The organism is Nocardioides pacificus (assembly GCF_054775955.1).
Genome location: NZ_BAAHCI010000015.1, coordinates 169748 through 188041 on the forward strand (window position 1 = coordinate 169748; position 18294 = coordinate 188041).

An 18294-nucleotide genomic window follows, 5' to 3' on the forward strand; every position below is an offset into this window, starting at 1 on the left:
AACCTCCTCAGGTCACTGCTGTCCCTTGCGTCACGGTTTCCGACGATGCAGGCACGACTAGCCCGCACCCCTAGACTTGGCCGGGTGACGTTCAGGCTCTTCGACTCCGCGACCCGCGCTGTCCACGACTTCGTGCCCCTCCAGGAGGGGAAGGTCAGCCTCTATGTCTGCGGCCTCACCGTGCAGTCCGCGCCGCACGTCGGGCACGTCCGCTCGGGCGTCAACTTCGACGTGCTGCAGCGCTGGCTGCGCGTGCGCGGCTACGACGTCACGTTCATCCGCAACATCACCGACATCGACGACAAGATCCTGGCGAAGGCCGCCGAGCAGGGCCGCCCCTGGTACAACCTCGCCTACGACATGCACCGCGAGCTGAGCGCCGCCTACGCCGCCCTCAACGTCGCGCCGCCGACCTACGAGCCGGCCGCCACCGGCCACGTGCCCGAGATGGTCGAGCTGATCTCCTCCCTGATCGAGCGCAACCACGCCTACGTCGCCGACGACGGCTCCGGCGACGTCTACTTCGACGTCCGCTCCTGGCCGTCGTACGGCGAGCTGACGCGCCAGGGCATCGACGACATGGAGGCCGCGGAGGACGCGGACCCGAGGGGCAAGCGCGACCCGCGCGACTTCGCCCTGTGGAAGTCGCGCAAGGAGTCCGAGCCCGCCACCGCGTCGTGGCCCAGCCCGTGGGGCCGGGGGCGTCCCGGCTGGCACATCGAGTGCTCGGCGATGGCCGGTAAGTACCTCGGCACCGCCTTCGACATCCACGGCGGCGGCACCGACCTGCGCTTCCCCCACCACGAGAACGAGCAGGCCCAGTCGCGCGCCGCCGGGCACCCGTTCGCGACGTACTGGATGCACAACGCCTGGATCACCACCGCCGGCGAGAAGATGAGCAAGTCGCTCGGCAACTCGCTGACGATCCCGGCGGTGCTCGAGCGCTTCCGCGGCGTCGAGCTGCGCTACTACCTCGTCGCCGCGCACTACCGCAGCCACGTCGAGTTCAGCTTCGAGGCGCTGGAGGAGGCGGCCGTCGGCTTCCGTCGCATCGAGGGCTTCGTCGAGCGGGCCGCGGGGCTGGTCGAGGCTGCGTCGATCGCACCCGGACCGGCCGAGCTCCCCGACGCGTTCGTCGCCGCCATGGACGACGACCTCGGTACGCCGGCCGCGACGGCGGTCCTGCACGACACCGTCCGCGACGGCAACAAGCTGGTCACCGCCGGCGCCTCGCCGGAGCTCGCGACCGCCCTCGGACAGGTGCGCGCGATGCTCGACGTGCTCGGCCTCGACCCGACCGACCCCGCCTGGGGCAACGCCGCAGGCGGCGACACAGAAGACAAGCTCACCCACGCCGTCGACGTCCTCGTCGCCGGCCTCCTCGAGCAGCGTGCCGCGGCTCGGGCGGCGAAGGACTTCGCCGCCGCGGACGCGATCCGGGACCGGATCAAGGCCGCCGGCATCGAGATCGAGGACACCCCCTCCGGACCGAAGTGGAACCTCTGATGGCAGGCAACTCCCAGCGCAAGGGCGCGATCAAGAAGACCGGCAAGGGCAACCCCACCGCCGGCTCGGGCGGTCGCGTCAAGCGCGGCCTCGAGGGCAAGGGCCCGACGCCGAAGGCGAAGGACCGGCCCTACCACCAGGCCTATCGCGACGCGAAGCGCGCGGACCGCACCGGCCCGCGTGCGCCCAAGCGCCGCGTGACCGGCTCCAGCGAGGCCGAGTGGGTCGCCGGACGCAACTCCGTGGTCGAGGTGCTGCGCGCCCAGATCCCGGTGACGGCGGTGTACGTCGCCGAGGGCGCCGAGCGCGACGGCCGACTGCGTGAGGCGTTCGCCCTGGCCGCCGAGATGGGCCTCAGCCTGCTCGAGGTGCCGCGCGGCGAGCTCGACCGGATCACGAAGGGGGCGGTCCACCAGGGCCTCGCCGCCCGGCTCCCGTCGTACGAGTATGCGCACCCCGACGACCTCCTCGACCGCGCCACCGAGCTCGGCGAGAAGCCGCTCATCGTGGCGCTGGACTCGGTCACCGACCCCCGCAACCTCGGCGCGGTCATCCGCTCCGCCGCCGGCTTCGGCGCGCACGGCGTGCTGATCCCCGAGCGGCGTGCCGCCGGGATGACCGCCGCGGCGTGGAAGACCTCCGCGGGTGCCGCCGCCCGCGTCCCGGTCGCGCAGACCGTCAACCTGGTGCGCCAGCTCAAGGCCTACCAGGACGCGGGCTGCATGGTGATCGGCCTGGCCGCCGACGGCGACGTGTCGCTGCCCGACCTGGCCCTGGCCGACGGCCCGCTCGTGGTCGTGGTGGGCTCGGAGGGCAAGGGCCTGGGGCGCCTGGTCGCCGAGACCTGCGACCAGCTGGTGTCGATCCCGATGGCCCGCGAGCTCGAGTCCCTGAACGCCGGTGTGGCCGCGTCGGTCACCCTCTACGCCATCGCGCAGGCGCGCGCCTGATCCGGGTACGGGCAACGATGAAGGGCCGCTGGCTTCGCGCCGCGGTCCTTCTCGGCATCTGGCTGGTCTGCTCCCTGGGGGCCGCCTGGCTGATCTTCGTCAACAGCAGCCGGACGACCGTGGTCGCCGGTCACGAGTCGGTGGTGCGGCCCACCCGCGAGTCGTTCGTGGTGCTGCGCACCGGGCCGGTCCTGCCGGACGCCCGGATCCCCTCGGGGGCCCCGATCGGGGTCGACGTGACGCTCGGCAAGACGCAGTCGGAGTCGACCGGTGAGCTGATCAGTCGCTACGCGTTCATCGCCAGCCAGCCCGAGGGCCAGATCGCGAAGGTCGAGGACACCCTCGTCGACATGGCCGAGCTCGCACTGCTGCGCGGGGCCGCGATGGGCGCGCTGCCGGTGGGCCTGTGGCTGCTGCTGGGCGCCGACCGGCGCCGCGGCCTGCTGCGCCGGGCGGCGACCCCGACCGGGGTGGCCGTGGTCGCCGGGTCGCTGGTGGCGCTCACCTTGAGCTGGCAGCCGTGGGAGAAGCACGACGAGACCTTCGAGTCCGACGCCCGGTGGGTCGGGCTGCAGGAGTTCCTGGGGGAGGCCGTACCGCTGCCCCCCGAGGCCACCGACGTACAGATCCGCGCCGACGTGACGACCCAGCAGACCCGACGCCTCCTCGAGAGCGCGGTGTCGACGTTCGACAAGTCCAAGTCGTTCTATGCGGAGGCGGCCGAGACGGCCGAGACCCTCGAGCTGCGCGAGCCGGCCGAGGACGAGACGGTGGCGATCCTGGTCACCGACCGCCACGACAACATCGGCATGGACCCGGTGGCGCGGGCGATCGCCGACAACGCCGGGGCCACCGTGATCCTCGACGCCGGTGACGACACCTCCACCGGCAAGCCCTGGGAGGCGTTCAGCCTGGACTCCCTCGACGAGGCGTTCGACGACCTCGACCGCTTCGGGGTCACCGGCAACCACGACTCCGGCGACTTCGTCGGCGACTACCTGGCCGAACGGGGCTGGAACATGCTCGGCGGCGAGGTCGTCGAGGGGCCCGGCGGCTCGCCCCTGATCGGCGTGCCGGACCCCCGCTCCAGCGGGCTCGGCGCCTGGCGCGACGAGACCGGGCTGACCTTCGCCGAGGTGGAGGAGAAGCTCACCGAGGAGGTGTGCGCCGCCGAGGAGCGGGTCGCCACGGTCCTCGTCCACGACGCCAACCTCGCCAGCGACGTGCTCGACGCGGGCTGCGCCGACCTGGTCATCGGGGGACACACCCACGTGCGCTCCGGCCCCGAGCTCGTGCTCGGCCCCGAGGGGGAGCGCGGCTACACCTACACCAACGGAACCACCGGCGGGGCGGCGTACGCCATCGCCGTCGGCAGCAAGCCCCGCCGCCCCGCGGAGGTCAGCCTGATCACCTACCGCGACGGCCGCCCCGTCGGCATCCAGGCCGTCCTGCTGCAGACCAACGGCCGCTTCGACGTCGCCGACTTCGTCGAGCTCACCTTCACCGAGCCCGCCGTCGAGGCCGCGCCCGCCCGCTGACGGCCCGCACCCGTCCGCCCCGCGCCGCCATCTCGCGCGGCCCCACCCCCATGTAACGCGGGGTTATGTCCTCTGCCACAGCGAAATACCGCTGTGGCAGTTGTCGTAACCCCGCGTTACATGGGGGCTGCGGCGTAGGACCGACCGCCGGAAAAAGATGCGCTCCGCTCGTGTGACCTTCGTCCCAGTGCCTCGTTGACGAACTGGAACATGTTGCAGAAACAGCCCTGTCGGGGGCGGAGAGCAGGACTCGTGCGGACATCTCGACGAAGCGGCCCCAGCGGCCACAGGCCTCTCGGCCCGAACAGAAGCCTCGCCACGGCGGTCGTCGGCGGGGCGCTGTGCATCGTCCTCGCCGCGTGCGGCTCGACGCTCGATCCCGACCAGGTGGTCTCGATGGGCGCCGGCACCGGCGCCGGCGTCGAGGGCGGTGCGGTCGCCGGCACGGGGACGGGCACCGACGGGACCGGGACGGGCACCGACGGGACCGGCGGCACCGCGGGCACCGACGGCACGTCCGGTACGACGGGCGGCGGCGCCGGCGGCGACTCGGGCGGGGGAGCCCCCGGCGAGGCGGCTCCCGCGAGCGGCGAGAACGCCGCCGACGGCGGCACCAAGGCCGGCAGCTGCGACGGCTTCAAGAACACGACGGGGATCACGGACAGCAAGATCACCGTGGCCAACATCGCCGACATCTCCGGCCCGGTCCCCGGCATCTTCGAGTCGGCCCAGGAGGCCACCCGCGCCTACGCGGCGTTCTTCAACTCCACCGGCGACGTCTGCGGTCGCAAGATCGACGTCACGCTCCTCGACAGCCGCGCCGACGCCGGCGCCGACCAGCAGGCCTACACCAAGGCCTGCGAGTCGGCCTTCGCCGCGGTCGGCTCGATGTCGGCCTTCGACTCGGGCGGTGCCAAGGTCGCCGAGGGCTGCGGGCTGCCGGACATGCGCTCCACCTCGGTCAACCCCGAGCGCCGGGCCTGCAGCACCTGCTTCTCGGCCCAGTCGGTGGCCCCGAACATGATCCCGGCGGCGATCCCGAAGTACATCAACACCAAGTACGGCGACGCGAGCAAGAAGGCCGCGATGCTGTGGATCAACGCCGGCGCCGCGCCGATCAACGCGAAGAGCTTCGCCAAGGGCTACGAGATGAACGGCTGGGACGTCGTCTACGAGCAGGGCATCGACGTCGCCGAGTTCAACTACGCCCCCTACGTCCAGCAGATGAAGGACAAGGGCGTCGAGGTCGTGCAGTACATGGGCAACTACCAGAACGCCGTACGCCTCAAGCAGGCGATGAAGCAGCAGGGGTTCTCGCCGAAGGTCTTCCTCCTCGACGCCACCGGGTACGACGCGCGATACGTCGAGCAGGCCGGCGGCGACGGCGACGGCACGTTGGTCTACATGAACAACCAGATGTTCGAGGACACCTCGATCAAGGAGATGGCGCTCTACCGCTCCTGGCTGCAGCAGGTGAAGCCCGGCGCGGTGCCCAACTTCTACGGCCTCTACGCCTGGTCGGCCGCCCGTCTCTTCGTCGAGCGCTCGATCGCCCTGGGCGGCAAGCTCACCCGGCAGAGCCTCGTCGCCGAGCTCGCCAAGATCAAGGACTGGACCGGCAACGGCCTGCACGCGCCGATGGACGTCGGCGCCAAGATGACGGCCGAGTGCACCAAGTTCATCGAGCTCAAGGGTGGCAAGTGGAGCCAGGTCTCCTCGGGCGACTTCCTGTGCGGGCCGCTGAGCAACTCCGGCATCGGGGGGTGAACCGGTGAGCTCGCTGCTGTCCTTCACGATCCTGGGCCTCTTCACGGGCGCCGCCTACGCCATCGCGGCCAGCGGGCTCGTCCTCACCTACACCACCACCCGCGTCTTCAACATCGCCCACGGCGCCTTCGGCATGGTCCTGGCCTTCACCTTCTGGGACTTCAGCCAGCGCCAGGGTCTGCCGGTGTGGCTCTCGCTCGTGCTGGTGCTCTTCGTGGTCGCCCCGCTGATCGGCTTCGGCATCCAGCGCTTCGTCGCCCGCGGCCTGGGTGACGCGCCGGTCAGCGTGTCGCTCGTGGTCACCGTCGGCCTCTTCGTCGGGCTGATCGGCGTGGCCCAGCAGATCTGGCCGCCGGAGCCGCGGATGGTCCCGATGTTCCTGCCCGACAGCGGCATCCAGATCGGCGGCGCCTACGTCCTGGCACACCAGCTGATCACGATCGTCGTCTCCGCGATCGTGGCGCTCGCGCTCTACGTGCTGCTCACCCGCACCCGGATCGGCTTCGCGATGCGGGCCTCGGTCGACAACCCCGAGCTGCTGCGCCTGTACGGCGGGAAGCCGGACCGCGTGGCGGCCCTGTCGTGGGCGATCGGGATCTCGCTGGCCGCGCTCGCGGGCATCCTGCTGAGCCCCTTCGTGGGCCTGGAGTACTACGAGCTGACGCTGCTGGTCATCAACGCCTACGCCGCCGCGATGCTCGGCAAGCTCAAGAGCCTGCCGCTGACCTTCGCGGGGGCGATGGGGCTGGGCATCCTGCAGTCGTACGCCGTGGCCTACCTGCCCAGCGAGGGCGACCTGGCCGGCCTCCGCTCGGTGGTGCCCGCGCTCTTCCTCTTCGCCGTGATCATCGCGATGCCCCAGGCCCAGCTGCGCATCGGCCAGGTCAAGGGCGTCGTCTCTGCCGCCGTGCCCTCCGCGACCCGGTCCGGAGCCTGGGCCCTCGTCGTCTTCCTCCTGGCCGCCGCGATCACCTTCCCCATGTCGGGGGCCAACCTGCTGCTGGTCGGCACGGCGGCGACCTACGCGATGGTGATGCTGTCGCTGGTGCTGATCACCGGCTATGGCGGGCACGTCTCGCTGGCTCAGTTCACCTTCGCCGGGGTGGGCGCGCTGGCCTACGCCAAGCTCGACGAGCCCAACCTCTACGGCCTCTTCCTCGCCGCCCTGATCGCGGCCGGAGTGGGCGCCCTCGTGGCGCTGCCGGTGCTGCGCCTGACCGGGCTCTACCTGGCGCTGAGCACCCTGGCCTTCGGCGTCCTGATGGACAAGCTGGTCTTCCAGGCCTCGTTCGCCTTCGGCTTCAACGGCACGCTCCAAGCGGCGCGGATGTCGGTGCTCGGGATCGAGATCACCCGGGCCAGCAGCTATGTGCTGGTGATGGTTACCGCGTTCCTGCTGATGGGGATGGTCCTGCTCCAGCTGCGCCGCGGAGTGCTGGGGCGGGTCCTCATCGCGATGCGCGACAGTCCGGCGGCCTGCGGCACGCTCGGACTGGACCTGCGCTGGTTCCGGGTGGCGCTGTTCGCGATGTCGGCCGGCATGGCCGGTCTCGCCGGCGCGCTCTTCGCGGGACTGCGCGGCACCATCGGCGCCACCGACTTCCAGTTGCTGGCCAGCCTGCCGCTGCTGTTGCTCGCGGTGGTCTGCGGCGTCACCTCGATCACCGGAGCGGGTGTGGGGGGCATCTTCCTGATGCTGCTGCCGGTGATCCAGAGCGACCACCCGCAGTACGCCGGCCTCGCCTTCGCCGTCATCGGCTTCGGTGCCGTCGCGCTGGGTCGCGATCCCAACGGCCTGGCCAACCTCGCCTTCAAGCTCGGCCGGCTGCTCGCCGGACGGCTCCCGGAGCCGCTGGCCGGGCTGCTGGTCCCGGGTGCTCGGGGCTCGGGCCCCCGGGGCTCGGGCCTCCGGGGTTCGGGGAGCGCCGTCGTCGCGGACGGCGACGACGCCGGCAGCGACCTCCCCGGCGGCACCGGGGCTCCGCCACCCAGCGACGGCTCCTTCGACCTGCCCGTCCAAGACAGGTTCACCAAGCTCACCGAGGAGGTGCCCGCGCATGCCGCTACTCGAGGTTGAGGACGTCGTCGTCCAGTTCGGTGGGGTGACCGCGGTCAACGAGGCGCGGTTCAGCGTCGACCCCGGCCGCATCACCGGTCTGATCGGCCCCAACGGCGCCGGCAAGACCACCTGCTTCAACGTGATCACCGGCCTGCAGAAGCCGACCCGCGGTCGGGTCCGCTTCGACGGGCGCGACGTGACCGGAGCTCCGGTGCACCGTCGCGCCAAGCGGGGGATGGCGCGCACCTTCCAGCGTCTGGAGGCCTTCGGGTCGCTCTCGGTGCGGGAGAACGTGCGCGTCGCCTTCGACATCCACCGCGGCCTGCTCGGCCTGATCCGGCCGTCGTCGGTCGACATCGACGCACTGCTCGAGCGCGTCGGCATCGCGTCGTACGCCGCGGAGCGGGCCGACTCGATCCCCACCGGCACCGCCCGGCTCCTCGAGCTGGCCCGGTGCCTGGCCTCCGAGCCCAAGCTGCTGCTCCTCGACGAGCCGTCGTCGGGGCTCGACGAGACCGAGACCGACGCGTTCGGCGAGCTGCTGCGCGACCTCGCCGACGAGGGCCGCGCGATCCTGATGGTCGAGCACGACATGGACCTGGTGATGTCGGTGTGCGACGACATCCACGTGCTCGACTTCGGCTCGATCATCGCCTCCGGGCCGCCCGCACTGATCCGGAGCGACAAGCGGGTCCAGGAGGCCTACCTCGGCTATGCCGACGAGGGGTCCGACGAGGGGTCCGACGAGGGGTCCGACGAGGACGTCGCGGGCCAGCACCGCGCGGACCTCGACGAGCTCAGCGCGTCCGAGCTGACCCAGGAGCTGCCGGCGGTCCGCGTCGGAGGAGGAGTGGCATGAGCGTCCCCATCCTCGACGTCGTGGACATCCACGCGTCGTACGGTCGGATCGAGGTGCTGCGCGGCGTCGACCTGAAGGTCCCCAAGGGGGCCGTGATGGCGCTGCTCGGTCCCAACGGTGCCGGCAAGAGCACGCTGCTCAAGGTGATCAGCGGCCAGAAGGCGCCCACCAGCGGCGACGTCCACCTTGGCGGCGTCCACGTGCGCGACGTGCAGCCGGAGGACCTGGCCCGGCTCGGCCTGTGCACGGTCCCGGAGGGGCGCTCGGTCTTCCCGAACCTGACGGTCGAGGAGAACCTCGTGCTGATGTCGTACGCCGGGGTGTCGTCGTCCGCCGTCCTCGACACCGCCTACTCCTACTTCCCCAAGCTGCACCAGCGCCGCCACCAGCTCGCCGGCACGATGTCGGGCGGCGAGCAGCAGATGCTCGCCATGTCGCGGGCCCTGGCCAGCGACCCGGCGCTGCTGCTGCTCGACGAGCTCTCGATGGGGCTCGCCCCGTTGATCGTGGAGGAGCTCTACGACACCGTCGCGGAGATCGCCGCCGGTGGTGTCTCGATCCTGTGCATCGAGCAGTTCGCTCGGACCGCCCTGCGCGTCTCCGACTATGCGGCGGTGATGTCGGGTGGTCGTGTGGTGGCCTCCGGCGAGCCCGCCGAGATCCTCGAAACCATGTCCGACGTCATCCTCGGAGGAGCCGCATGAAGCGCCCCCAGTCAGCCCGCCTCGCCCGTGGCGGGCGCACGCTCGCCAGAACGGCTCCGTTCCTCCTCGCCACCGGCCTGCTCGCGGCGTCCCTCCCCCTCGGGGGAGCCCAGGCGGCGGGAGTCAGCACCGGGGACAAGGGCAAGGCCCCGGCGTTCTCCGGCTACAGCACCCAGGCCTGGGCCACCCCGATCCGGATCGAGATCTATGAGCCGATGATCCCGATCCCGGCCACGCCTCAGCTCGAGCTGATGCTGGGCTACAGCGTGATCGAGGCCTCGAGCGGGACCAGCATGGGTCGCGGCAGCTGGCTGTGGCCCGGTGACCCGGTGGGGGAGGGGCTCAAGACGTTCGTCGAGCAGCTGGGCCTTCCACCGCAGCTCGGTGAGAACGGCTATCCCGTGCAGGTGAACTCCACCGCCCCCGGCGGCGAGAGCAGCCACGTGGACGAGCCGTTCCCCGGTCTCGTCATGCGCACCAGCAGCAGCGACAAGGAGACCGTGGCCCGGGTGGGCTTCTCCCCGGACGGTGACGTCGAGCCGGGGGAGGGGGCCACTCCTGGGGCGCCGGGTCTGCCCGGGCTGCCCGGTCTTCCGGGGCTCCCCGGCGGTGGCGGGGGCTCCGAGAGCCCGCTGGCCCAGCTGACGGGGGTCCTCTCCGGGGCCGGACTGCCGATCGCGGGACTGCTCCCGGGCGGGTCCGCAGCAGCAGCGCCGAAGGACCAGGGCGGCACGCCCCCCAACGCCTTCCCCGGGCTGCCTCCGGAGCTGACCGCACTCGTCGACGTCGCGGGCCTCAGCTCGATGAGCCGCACGCTCACCAGCGGCGATCTGGTGCGGACCACCGCCCGCTCGACGCTGGGGGAGGTCTCGCTGCTCGGCGGCGTGATCACCCTCGAGGGCGTCGTCGCCAGCTCGGAGTCGACGAGCAACGGCAAGAAGGCGACCGCGCGCAGCAGCTCCGAGGTGGGCGCGATCACGATCGCCGGCCAGCGGCTCGCGTTCGGTGACAAGGGGTTGGAGTTCCCCGGCGCTCCCACCGACATCCCGGGCCTGCCCGACGACCCGGCCGAGGCGCTGGCCGCACTCGGCGTACGCATCGTGATGCCGAAGGCCACCAAGACCGTCAAGGGTGAGAGCGGCACCGCCAAGGCGGAGGGGCTGCGGGTCGTCCTGGACGTCCCGGTGCTCAAGGGCCTGCTCAAGGACCTGCCGCTGCAGGCGCTGGTCGACGCGATCCCGGCCTCGGCCGGCGAGCTGAAGAACGCGCTGAGCCTGCTCACCGGGCTCGCGCCCAAGGTGGTCCTCACCCTCGGCAACGCCGAGACCGAGACCGAGACCGTCCAGGGCGTCCCGATGCCCGAGGTCGACCCGGGCGATGTGCCCGGAGCGGACGCCCCGGACGCCGGCACCGGGACCGGCGCCGCGGCCTCCGGCGGCGGAGCCGGCAGCGGTACGACGGGCACGGCCGGCACCCCGGGCACCCCCGGGACCGAGGGCACGGAGGGGTCGGCCGCCGGCGCCGACGGCGACCTGCCGGCCGACACCCAGCTCACGTCGGCGGGGCTTCCCGACCTGACCACGATCCCCGGGGCGCTGACGCTCGGCGGGATCCTCGGCGCCATCGCCGCCGGCACCTGGCTGCGCCGGATCGGCGCGATCGTCCTCGGTGGGGGCGGCGCCTGCACCCACGGCTTCGAGACCGGTCTTCCCGACCTGCGAAAGGCATGACCATGACCACTGCACCCATCAGCTCCGGAGCCGGCGTCCGACCCGAGCCCCAGCTCTCCCTGCTGCCCAAGGCCGGCGCCCGCGGCGGGACCAACGGCGCGGCGCCGCTGCGCGACAACGGCTATCGCATCCTCCAGGTCGTGCTGTTCTTCGCCGGCGCCATCCTGCTGCCGCTCGGGCTCGTCGTCATCGTGCTGGGCTGGTACGGCGCGGCACACACGCCGTACCAGTACGACCAGCTGTCCTACCTCGTCTCGGGCGGGCTGCTCGGCCTGGGGCTGACGTTCTGCGGCGGGTTCCTCTACTTCGGTGCGTGGCTGGCCCGGATCACCGCCGACCAGCGCGACTCCGCCAAGCGGCTCGCCGACACGCTGCTCGTCCTGGCCGACGTCACCTCGCGCTCGGTCGACATCCGCGGCGACGGCGTCGACGTCTCCGCGCTGCCGGTCGTCGCCGGCAACGGCACGACGCTGCACCGCCGGGACTGCTCGCTGGTCGCGCACCGCACCGACCTGAAGCCGGTCGGCGAGGACAACGGCCACCTGACCGAGTGCCGGGTCTGCCGGCCCTGAGGTCGGTCCTGGGGTCGGCGGCGCGCTCCCCGAAGGACTCGGGCGCGCCGGCACACGCGGCGTACTGACCACATGAAACGGGCACTTCCCACGTGAACCTTCACGTGGGAAGTGCCCGTTTCACGAGTTAACTCGTGAAACGGGAGGCTCCTGGGGCCCCCGCCCTCAGTCCTCCGGCGGGGTGGTGAGGTCCTCATCGGGGCGCTGGGTGAGATAGCGGGCGATGTAGTCGCGGGCGGTCTCGAAGATGTCGATCTCGTGGCCGGCCTGCTCGGAGAGATACCAGCGGTGCACGAGGATCTCGTGGAAGACCTCGGCCGGCTCGAGCTTGCCGCGCGCCTGCGGCGGGACCATCCGGGTGATCGGCTCGTAGACCTTGGTCAGCCAGCGGTTGGCCACCAGGGCGCGGTCCTCGCCGCCGAGGTCGTGGTAGGCGGTGAAGGCGGCGATGTCGTTGAGCAGTCGGCGGGCCTGGTTGTCCTGGACGTCGAGACCGGTGAGGGACTGCAGCTCCCGGCGGTGGTGGCCCAGCTCGACGACCTTGGGCTGGATGACCACCTTGTCGCCGTCCCAGTCGGTGACGATGTCGAGCTCGTCCACGTCGAAGCCGAGGTCGTTGAGGCGCTCGATGCGCTGCTCGATGCGCCACATCTCGTGGGCGGTGAACTCCTCGGCGCTGGTGAGCTCGGTCCACAGCTCCTGGTAGCGCCGCTCGATGCGCTCGATGATCTCGTGCGGCTCGACCTCGTCGACGGCCTGGCTGGCCTGCAGGTCGAGGAGCTCGGCGAAGACGTTCTCGCAGCCCACGGTCACGTCGTAGGCCCGCATCTGGTCCGACAGACTGGTGCGCAGCTCGCCGGTCTCCGCATCGACGAGGTAGGCCGCGAACGCGCCGGCGTCGCGACGGAAGAGCACGTTGGACAGCGACACGTCGCCCCAGTAGAAGTCGGTCAGGTGCAGCCGGACCAGCAGCACCACGAGGGCGTCGACCAGCGAGGGCAGGCTGTCGGCGGTCGTGCCGTGGGCGAAGAGGCTGCGGTAGGGCAGCGAGAAGCGCAGGTGGTCGGTGATCAGGACCGCCGGCAGCTCCTCGCCGTTCTCGTCGACGCGGCCCGTGACGACGCCGCGCGGCGCGACCGCGGGGAGCTCCAGGTGCTGCAGGTCGCGCAGCAGCCGGTACTCCTTGAAGGCGATCGGCTCCACGGTCTCCTTGAGGGCATAGGTGCTGGAGCCGAGCCGGATGATGCGTACGACGTGCCGGGAGAGGCCGCGGGGCAGCGGGACGACGTAGTCGTCGGTCCACTCCTCGAGCGGAGTGGACCAGGGGAGTCTCAGCAGCGCCGGGTCCGGGCGCCCGGCCACGATGCGCAGGGCCATGGTTCAGCACACTAGACCCTGCGTTCGGTGGCTGCGGCCGACCGGGCCGGAGGCGCACTAGGCTGGCTGCGCCGCGAGCGCGGCCGCATGACGACGAAGGGACGCCTGTGACCACAGCTGAGCCGCTGTTCCTGCTCGGGCTGGGCCGCTCCGGCACCACCGCCCTCGGAAGCCTGCTGTCCGCTCACCCGAGCATCGTGCTGGGCATCGAGCGCTTCAAGCTGCTCGGGAGGCGCGACCGGATCCACGAGATGAGCCCGGCGCTGTTCTCGCGCGAGCGGTTCTTCGACTTCGACGACGGCCTGACCAACCTGACGCCGCAGGCGGGGGCGACCTGGCGGGCGCACTACGACGAGATGGCCGCCAAGTTCGACCACGCGCGCTACGTGGGCGACAAGCAGACCCACACCCGCGTCCAGGCGCTGCTGGAGGCCGTGCCCGGGGCGCGTGTCGTCGCCATCGTCCGGGAGGTGTCCGAGGTCGCGGCCTCCTGGGACGCCCGGGCCAAGAACCCCCGCGACCCGAACTGGCCCGTGGCCCAGGACGCCCAGGCCGCCGTACGCCGGTGGAACCGGTCGAACCAGCAGCTGCTGCGGGCGCTGCGCCGAGACCCCGCCCAGGTGACGGTCGTCGAGCACGCGTCGTTCTTCGGCGACCCGGAGGGGGGCCGGTGGGCGGAGCTGCTCGACTGGCTCGGCCTCGAGGGGACGGCCGAGACCGGCGCCGGCTTCCGGTCGGCGCACGCGCGCTTCGCCCAGGTGCGGGACAAGGAGCGCGCCCTCGCCGCGGAGGACGCGGACTATGTCCGCGAGCACGCCGACCTGGAGGTCTGGGGCCGGCTCCTCCGCCAGGCCCGCGGCCTGCCCGTCGACGGACGGTAGGCCTCCGCCGACTACGATGAGCCCGCGCCGCCACGGCGGCCGCGCCGCGTTAGCTCAGCTGGTAGAGCATCCGTCTTGTAAACGGAAGGTCGTCGGTTCGATCCCGTCACGCGGCTCCCTTCAATGCCGGGGAGAGGGGCGTCAGCGCACCCGGCTGACCTCGAACTGCATCCGCGGCGTCGCGAAGGTCTCCTGCGACTGGATCAGCTGCAGCTCGCGCTCGCCGGAGTCCAGGGTGTTCTGCAGCAGGTCGAAGACCGACGAGGCCGTCCGCGCCAGCGCGAGCGCCGGGTCCCCGGTCTCGCCGAGGTGCGCGGTGAAGAGCGCGGCGGTGACGTCGCCCGAGCCGTTGGCCTTCATCGGCAGCAGCGGGGTCCGCACGATCCATGCCCCGTCGCCGGTGACGACCATCATCTCGATGGTCCCCTCGGGCCGGCCCTCCCGCTCGACGCTGGTGACCAGGATCGTCGAGGGCCCCATCGCCCGCGCCAGGTCGGCCGAGGCGAGTACGTCGTCGAGCGTCCTCGGGTCGGTGTTGGTGAGGTAGCCGAGCTCGAACTGGTTGGGCGTGATCACGTCGGCCACCGGCACGACCCGCTCGCGCAGCAGCACGGGGATCGCCGGGTTGACGAAGCAGCCCGACTTGGCGTTGCCCATCACCGGGTCGCAGGTGTACGTCGCGCGCGGGTTGGCCGCCTTGACGCGGGCGACGGCGTCGATGATCACGTCGCCGATGTCCTCGCCGCCCTGGTAGCCCGACAGGACCGCGTCGACCTGCCCGAGCACGCCGCGCTCCTCGATCCCGGTGATGACCTCGCGCACGTCCTCCGCCGGCAGCAGCGGCCCGCGCCACGCGCCGTACCCGGTGTGGTTGGAGAAGTGCACGGTGAACACCGGCCACACCTCGTGGCCGAGGCGCTGGAGAGGGAAGACGGCGGCGGAGTTGCCGACGTGGCCGTAGGCGACCGAGGACTGGATCGACAGGATCTTCACGGCCCCATCCTCTCCTGTGGGTCAACGAGCCAGGAACGCGACGCATCCGCGGACACCCCTGTACGACAAAACTAGAACTTGTTACATTGTGCTCGCGATCACATACCGACAGTACGACGTGCCCCGAGCGAGGACATCCATGGCCAAGCAGCAGCTGGTGAACGAAGCCGACTACGTGGTGGCGGGAGCCGGTAGCGCCGGGTGCGCCGTGGCCGCCCGTCTGGCCGCCTCCGGCGCCTCGGTGGTGTTGATCGAGGCCGGGAAGCGCGACACCCAGTTCATCGTCACCAAGCCCGGGATGATCGGCCCGATGCACTCGGTGCCGCAGATCAAGAAGCCGGTCGACTGGGGCTACTACACCGTGCCGCAGGAGCACGCGCTCGGCCGCCGGATCCCGCAGACGCGCGGCAAGGTGCTGGGCGGCTCGAGCTCGGTCAACGGGATGCTGTGGGTGCGCGGCAACCGTGCCAACTACGACGCCTGGGCCGCCGAGGGCAACCACGGGTGGAGCGCCGACGAGGTCAACGAGGTCTACAAGCGCGTCGAGGACTTCGAGGACGGCGCGAACGACTACCGCGGCGCCGGCGGGCCGATCAAGGTCACCCGGCACACGAGCCGCACCGAGGCCTCCGAGCAGTTCGACCAGGCGACCGCGGACACGCTCGGCGTGAAGATCCTGCACGACTACAACGCGGAGTCGCAGGAGGGCGTGAGCCACTTCCAGCAGAGCATCCACCACGGGCTGCGCTACAGCGCCTCGCGCGGCTACATCCACAACCAGGAGCTGCCCACCCTTTCGGTGCAGACCGAGGTGCACGTCGCGCGCATCCTGGTCGAGAGCGGCCGCGCCACCGGCGTCGAGGTGATCGACAAGTCCGGCGAGCGCCGGGTGATCCGCGCCGGCAAGGAGGTCATCCTCTCGGCCGGCGTGTTCGGGTCGCCGCAGGTGCTGATGCTCTCGGGGATCGGCCCGGCCGCCCACCTGGACTCGATGGGGCTCGCGGTCCGCGCGGACCTGCCGGTCGGCGACAACCTGCACGACCACATGTTCGTGCCGCTGACCTTCCACATGAAGAACTCGCTGCACCGCGGCACCCCGGCCTACTTCGCCAAGGGGCTGGCCCGCGAGCTCACGCGCACCGCGTCGTCGTTCCTGGCCAACTCGGTCTTCGAGTCGACCGCGTTCGTGCGCACCTCGCAGGCCACCGACGTGCCCGACCTGCAGATCCACGTGCTGCCCTGGGCCTACCCCTCGCCCAACCAGGACGCGCCGGTGCGGCACAAGGTCGACACCCGGACCGCCCTGACGGTGATGTCGACGCTGATCTACCCCAAGAGCCGCGGGACCGTCCGGCTCGCCAACCCGGACCCGCGCTCCGCCCCGCTCATCGACTTCAACTACCTCGCCGAGCAGTCCGACCGCGACGTGCTGGTCGAGGGCGTCGAGATCATCCGCGAGATCATGCGCAGCGCCGCCTTCGGCGACAACGTGGTCAGCGAGATGCACCCCGGCAAGGAGTACGACGCACGGGCCATGCGCGCGGAGGTCCTCAACCGCGCCACCACCGTCTACCACGGGGTCGGGTCGTGCCGGATGGGCGTCGACGAGCGGGCCGTCGTGGGTCCGGACCTCAAGGTCCGCGGCGTCGAGGGGCTGCGCGTCGCCGACGCCTCGATCATGCCGTCGATCATCGGCGGCAACACCAACGCGCCCTCGATCATGATCGGCGACAAGTGCGCCGACCTCGTCCTCAACGGCTGATACCGGAGTTCTCAGATGACCTCAGCACCAGTAGCCCTGCAGCGCCCCGCCTCCCTGACCGACTCGTTCCTCCAGCGCCTGGTCGCGCGGGTGCCGTCCACCGCCGGCGGCACCTGGAAGCTCACCGAGGTCTACACCGGTGAGGTCCTCGTCGAACTGCCGCAGTCGACGCCCGCCGACATCGACCAGGCCTTCGCGACCTCGCGCGCCGCGCAGCGCGAGTGGTCGCAGTGGCCGCTGAAGAAGCGCCTCGCGGTCTTCAAGCGCTTCCACGCGCTGCTGATCAAGCACAACGAGACCATCGTCGACCTCATCCAGGCCGAGAGCGGCAAGGCCCGACGGATGGCGTTCGAGGAGACCTGCGACGTCCCGATGGTGATCAGCCACTACCTGCGCCGGGCGCCCAAGCTGCTGCGTCCGGTGAAGCGGCCCGGCCCGATCCCGATGGTGTCCTCGTCGATGGAGATCCGGCAGCCCAAGGGGGTCATCGGGATCATCGCGCCGTGGAACTTCCCCTTCGCCACCGGGCTCTCCGACGCGATGCCCGCCCTGATGGCCGGCAACGGCGTGGTGGTCAAGCCCGACAACAAGACCGCGTTGTCCCCGCTCTACGGCTTCGCGCTGCTCGAGGAGGCCGGGCTGCCCAAGGGTCTGCTCCAGGTCGTGTGCGGCGAGGGCCCCGACGTCGGGCCGACGCTGATCGACAACGCCAACTACGTGATGTTCACCGGCTCCACCGCCACCGGGCGGACCATCGGCGAGCGCGCCGGGCGCAACCTGATCGGCTGCTGCCTCGAGCTGGGCGGCAAGAACCCGATGATCGTGCTGCCCGACGCCAATCTCGACGAGGCCGTCGAGGCGGCGGTCTTCGGCGCCTTCGGCAACACCGGCCAGATCTGCATGCACATCGAGCGGATGTACATCCACGACTCGGTCTACGACGAGTTCAAGGCCCGCTTCGTCGCCAAGACCACGGGGCTGCGCATCGCCGCGGCGTACGACTTCGGGCCGCAGGTCGGCTCGCTGGTCTCGGTCGACCACCGTGACCGGGTGGCCTCCCACGTCGACGACGCCGTCGCCAAGGGGGCGACGGTGCTGACCGGCGGTCGCACCCGACCCGACATCGGGCCGGCGTTCTATGAGCCGACGATCCTCGAGGGCGTCACGACGGACATGCTGACCGGCTCGTGCGAGACGTTCGGGCCGGTGGTCGCCCTGCACCGCTACCGCACCGAGGAGGAGGCGATCCGGCTGGCCAACGACACCGACTACGGGCTCAACGCCAGCGTGTGGAGCGCCGACCTGGACCACGCGATCCGGGTCGCCAAGCGGATCGAGGCCGGCAACGTCAACGTCAACGACATCCTCGCCACGGCGTACGCCTCCAAGGGGACGCCCTCGGGCGGGGTCAAGCAGTCCGGCGTCGGCGCGCGGCACGGCGACCAGGGGCTGCTGAAGTACACCGACTGCCAGAACATCGGCGTGCTCAAGAAGCAGGTCATGCAGACGCCCGACGACGTGCCGTTCGCGGACGCGGCGAAGAAGCAGCTGCAGGGGCTGGCGATGATGCGGAAGCTGGGGATCCGCTAGCGCCCG

Annotated in this window: 14 protein-coding genes and 1 tRNA gene; 13 read left to right on the forward strand and 2 right to left on the reverse strand. The window is 71.2% G+C overall.

The features are described from left to right. Positions 1-84: 84 nt before the first annotated feature. From cysS to ACYU7L_RS19435, 9 genes are all read left to right on the forward strand, one after another. On the forward strand, positions 85-1506 hold the full coding sequence (gene cysS / locus ACYU7L_RS19395; protein WP_460800212.1) for a cysteine--tRNA ligase: 1422 nt from the start codon (positions 85-87) through the stop codon (positions 1504-1506). Beyond that, entirely contained in the window at positions 1506-2456 is a 951-nt protein-coding gene (gene rlmB / locus ACYU7L_RS19400; RefSeq protein WP_460800213.1) for a 23S rRNA (guanosine(2251)-2'-O)-methyltransferase RlmB, read from the forward strand. The genes cysS and rlmB overlap by 1 nt, the downstream gene beginning before the upstream one ends. 17 nt (positions 2457-2473) lie before the next feature. Further along, positions 2474-3994 (forward strand): metallophosphoesterase, encoded by a 1521-nt coding sequence (locus ACYU7L_RS19405; RefSeq protein ID WP_460800214.1) that lies wholly within the window; start codon positions 2474-2476, stop codon positions 3992-3994. A 396-nt stretch (positions 3995-4390) separates the two neighbouring features. Continuing rightward, a complete protein-coding gene (locus tag ACYU7L_RS19410) occupies positions 4391-5761 on the forward strand; it encodes an ABC transporter substrate-binding protein (RefSeq protein WP_460800215.1) in 1371 nt (456 codons plus the stop codon). Positions 5762-5765: 4 nt separating this feature from the next. Further along, the gene (locus tag ACYU7L_RS19415; protein WP_460800216.1) at positions 5766-7838 is read left to right on the forward strand and encodes an ABC transporter permease; all 2073 of its coding nucleotides are present in this window, start codon (positions 5766-5768) and stop codon (positions 7836-7838) included. Continuing rightward, on the forward strand, positions 7819-8679 hold the full coding sequence (locus ACYU7L_RS19420; RefSeq protein WP_460800217.1) for an ABC transporter ATP-binding protein: 861 nt from the start codon (positions 7819-7821) through the stop codon (positions 8677-8679). The genes ACYU7L_RS19415 and ACYU7L_RS19420 overlap by 20 nt, the downstream gene beginning before the upstream one ends. Further along, on the forward strand, positions 8676-9383 hold the full coding sequence (locus ACYU7L_RS19425; protein WP_460800218.1) for an ABC transporter ATP-binding protein: 708 nt from the start codon (positions 8676-8678) through the stop codon (positions 9381-9383). The genes ACYU7L_RS19420 and ACYU7L_RS19425 overlap by 4 nt, the downstream gene beginning before the upstream one ends. Further along, on the forward strand, positions 9380-11113 hold the full coding sequence (locus ACYU7L_RS19430; RefSeq protein WP_460800219.1) for a choice-of-anchor P family protein: 1734 nt from the start codon (positions 9380-9382) through the stop codon (positions 11111-11113). Before ACYU7L_RS19425 ends, ACYU7L_RS19430 begins: the two co-directional genes overlap by 4 nt. A 2-nt stretch (positions 11114-11115) precedes the next feature. After that, positions 11116-11685: a hypothetical protein gene (locus ACYU7L_RS19435; RefSeq protein WP_460800220.1), complete on the forward strand. Its 570-nt coding sequence runs from the start codon at positions 11116-11118 to the stop codon at positions 11683-11685. Between the two features lie 165 nt (positions 11686-11850). On the opposite strand, the gene ACYU7L_RS19440 is transcribed toward ACYU7L_RS19435, so the two are convergent. Beyond that, a complete protein-coding gene (locus ACYU7L_RS19440) occupies positions 11851-13062 on the reverse strand; it encodes a DUF4032 domain-containing protein (protein WP_460800221.1) in 1212 nt (403 codons plus the stop codon). Between the two features lie 107 nt (positions 13063-13169). On the opposite strand from ACYU7L_RS19440, the gene ACYU7L_RS19445 reads away from it, so the two are divergent. Next, the gene (locus ACYU7L_RS19445) at positions 13170-13943 is read left to right on the forward strand and encodes a sulfotransferase family protein (protein WP_460800222.1); all 774 of its coding nucleotides are present in this window, start codon (positions 13170-13172) and stop codon (positions 13941-13943) included. A 43-nt stretch (positions 13944-13986) separates the two neighbouring features. Further along, positions 13987-14059 (forward strand) — tRNA-Thr (locus ACYU7L_RS19450). A gap of 25 nt (positions 14060-14084) precedes the next feature. On the opposite strand, the gene pdxY is transcribed toward ACYU7L_RS19450, so the two are convergent. After that, positions 14085-14936 carry a pyridoxal kinase PdxY gene (pdxY, locus tag ACYU7L_RS19455; protein WP_460800223.1) on the reverse strand — a complete coding sequence of 284 codons (852 nt, stop codon included), beginning with the start codon at positions 14934-14936 and terminating at the stop codon, positions 14085-14087. A 139-nt stretch (positions 14937-15075) separates the two neighbouring features. Here pdxY and ACYU7L_RS19460 point away from each other — a divergent pair, with 139 nt between their 5' ends. Together ACYU7L_RS19460 and ACYU7L_RS19465 are read left to right on the forward strand one after the other, a co-directional pair. Beyond that, complete coding sequence (locus ACYU7L_RS19460; protein ID WP_460800224.1) at positions 15076-16698, forward strand: GMC family oxidoreductase; 1623 nt, start codon at positions 15076-15078, stop codon at positions 16696-16698. Positions 16699-16713: 15 nt separating this feature from the next. Beyond that, positions 16714-18288: a succinic semialdehyde dehydrogenase gene (locus tag ACYU7L_RS19465; RefSeq protein WP_460800225.1), complete on the forward strand. Its 1575-nt coding sequence runs from the start codon at positions 16714-16716 to the stop codon at positions 18286-18288. Positions 18289-18294 lie beyond the last annotated feature (6 nt).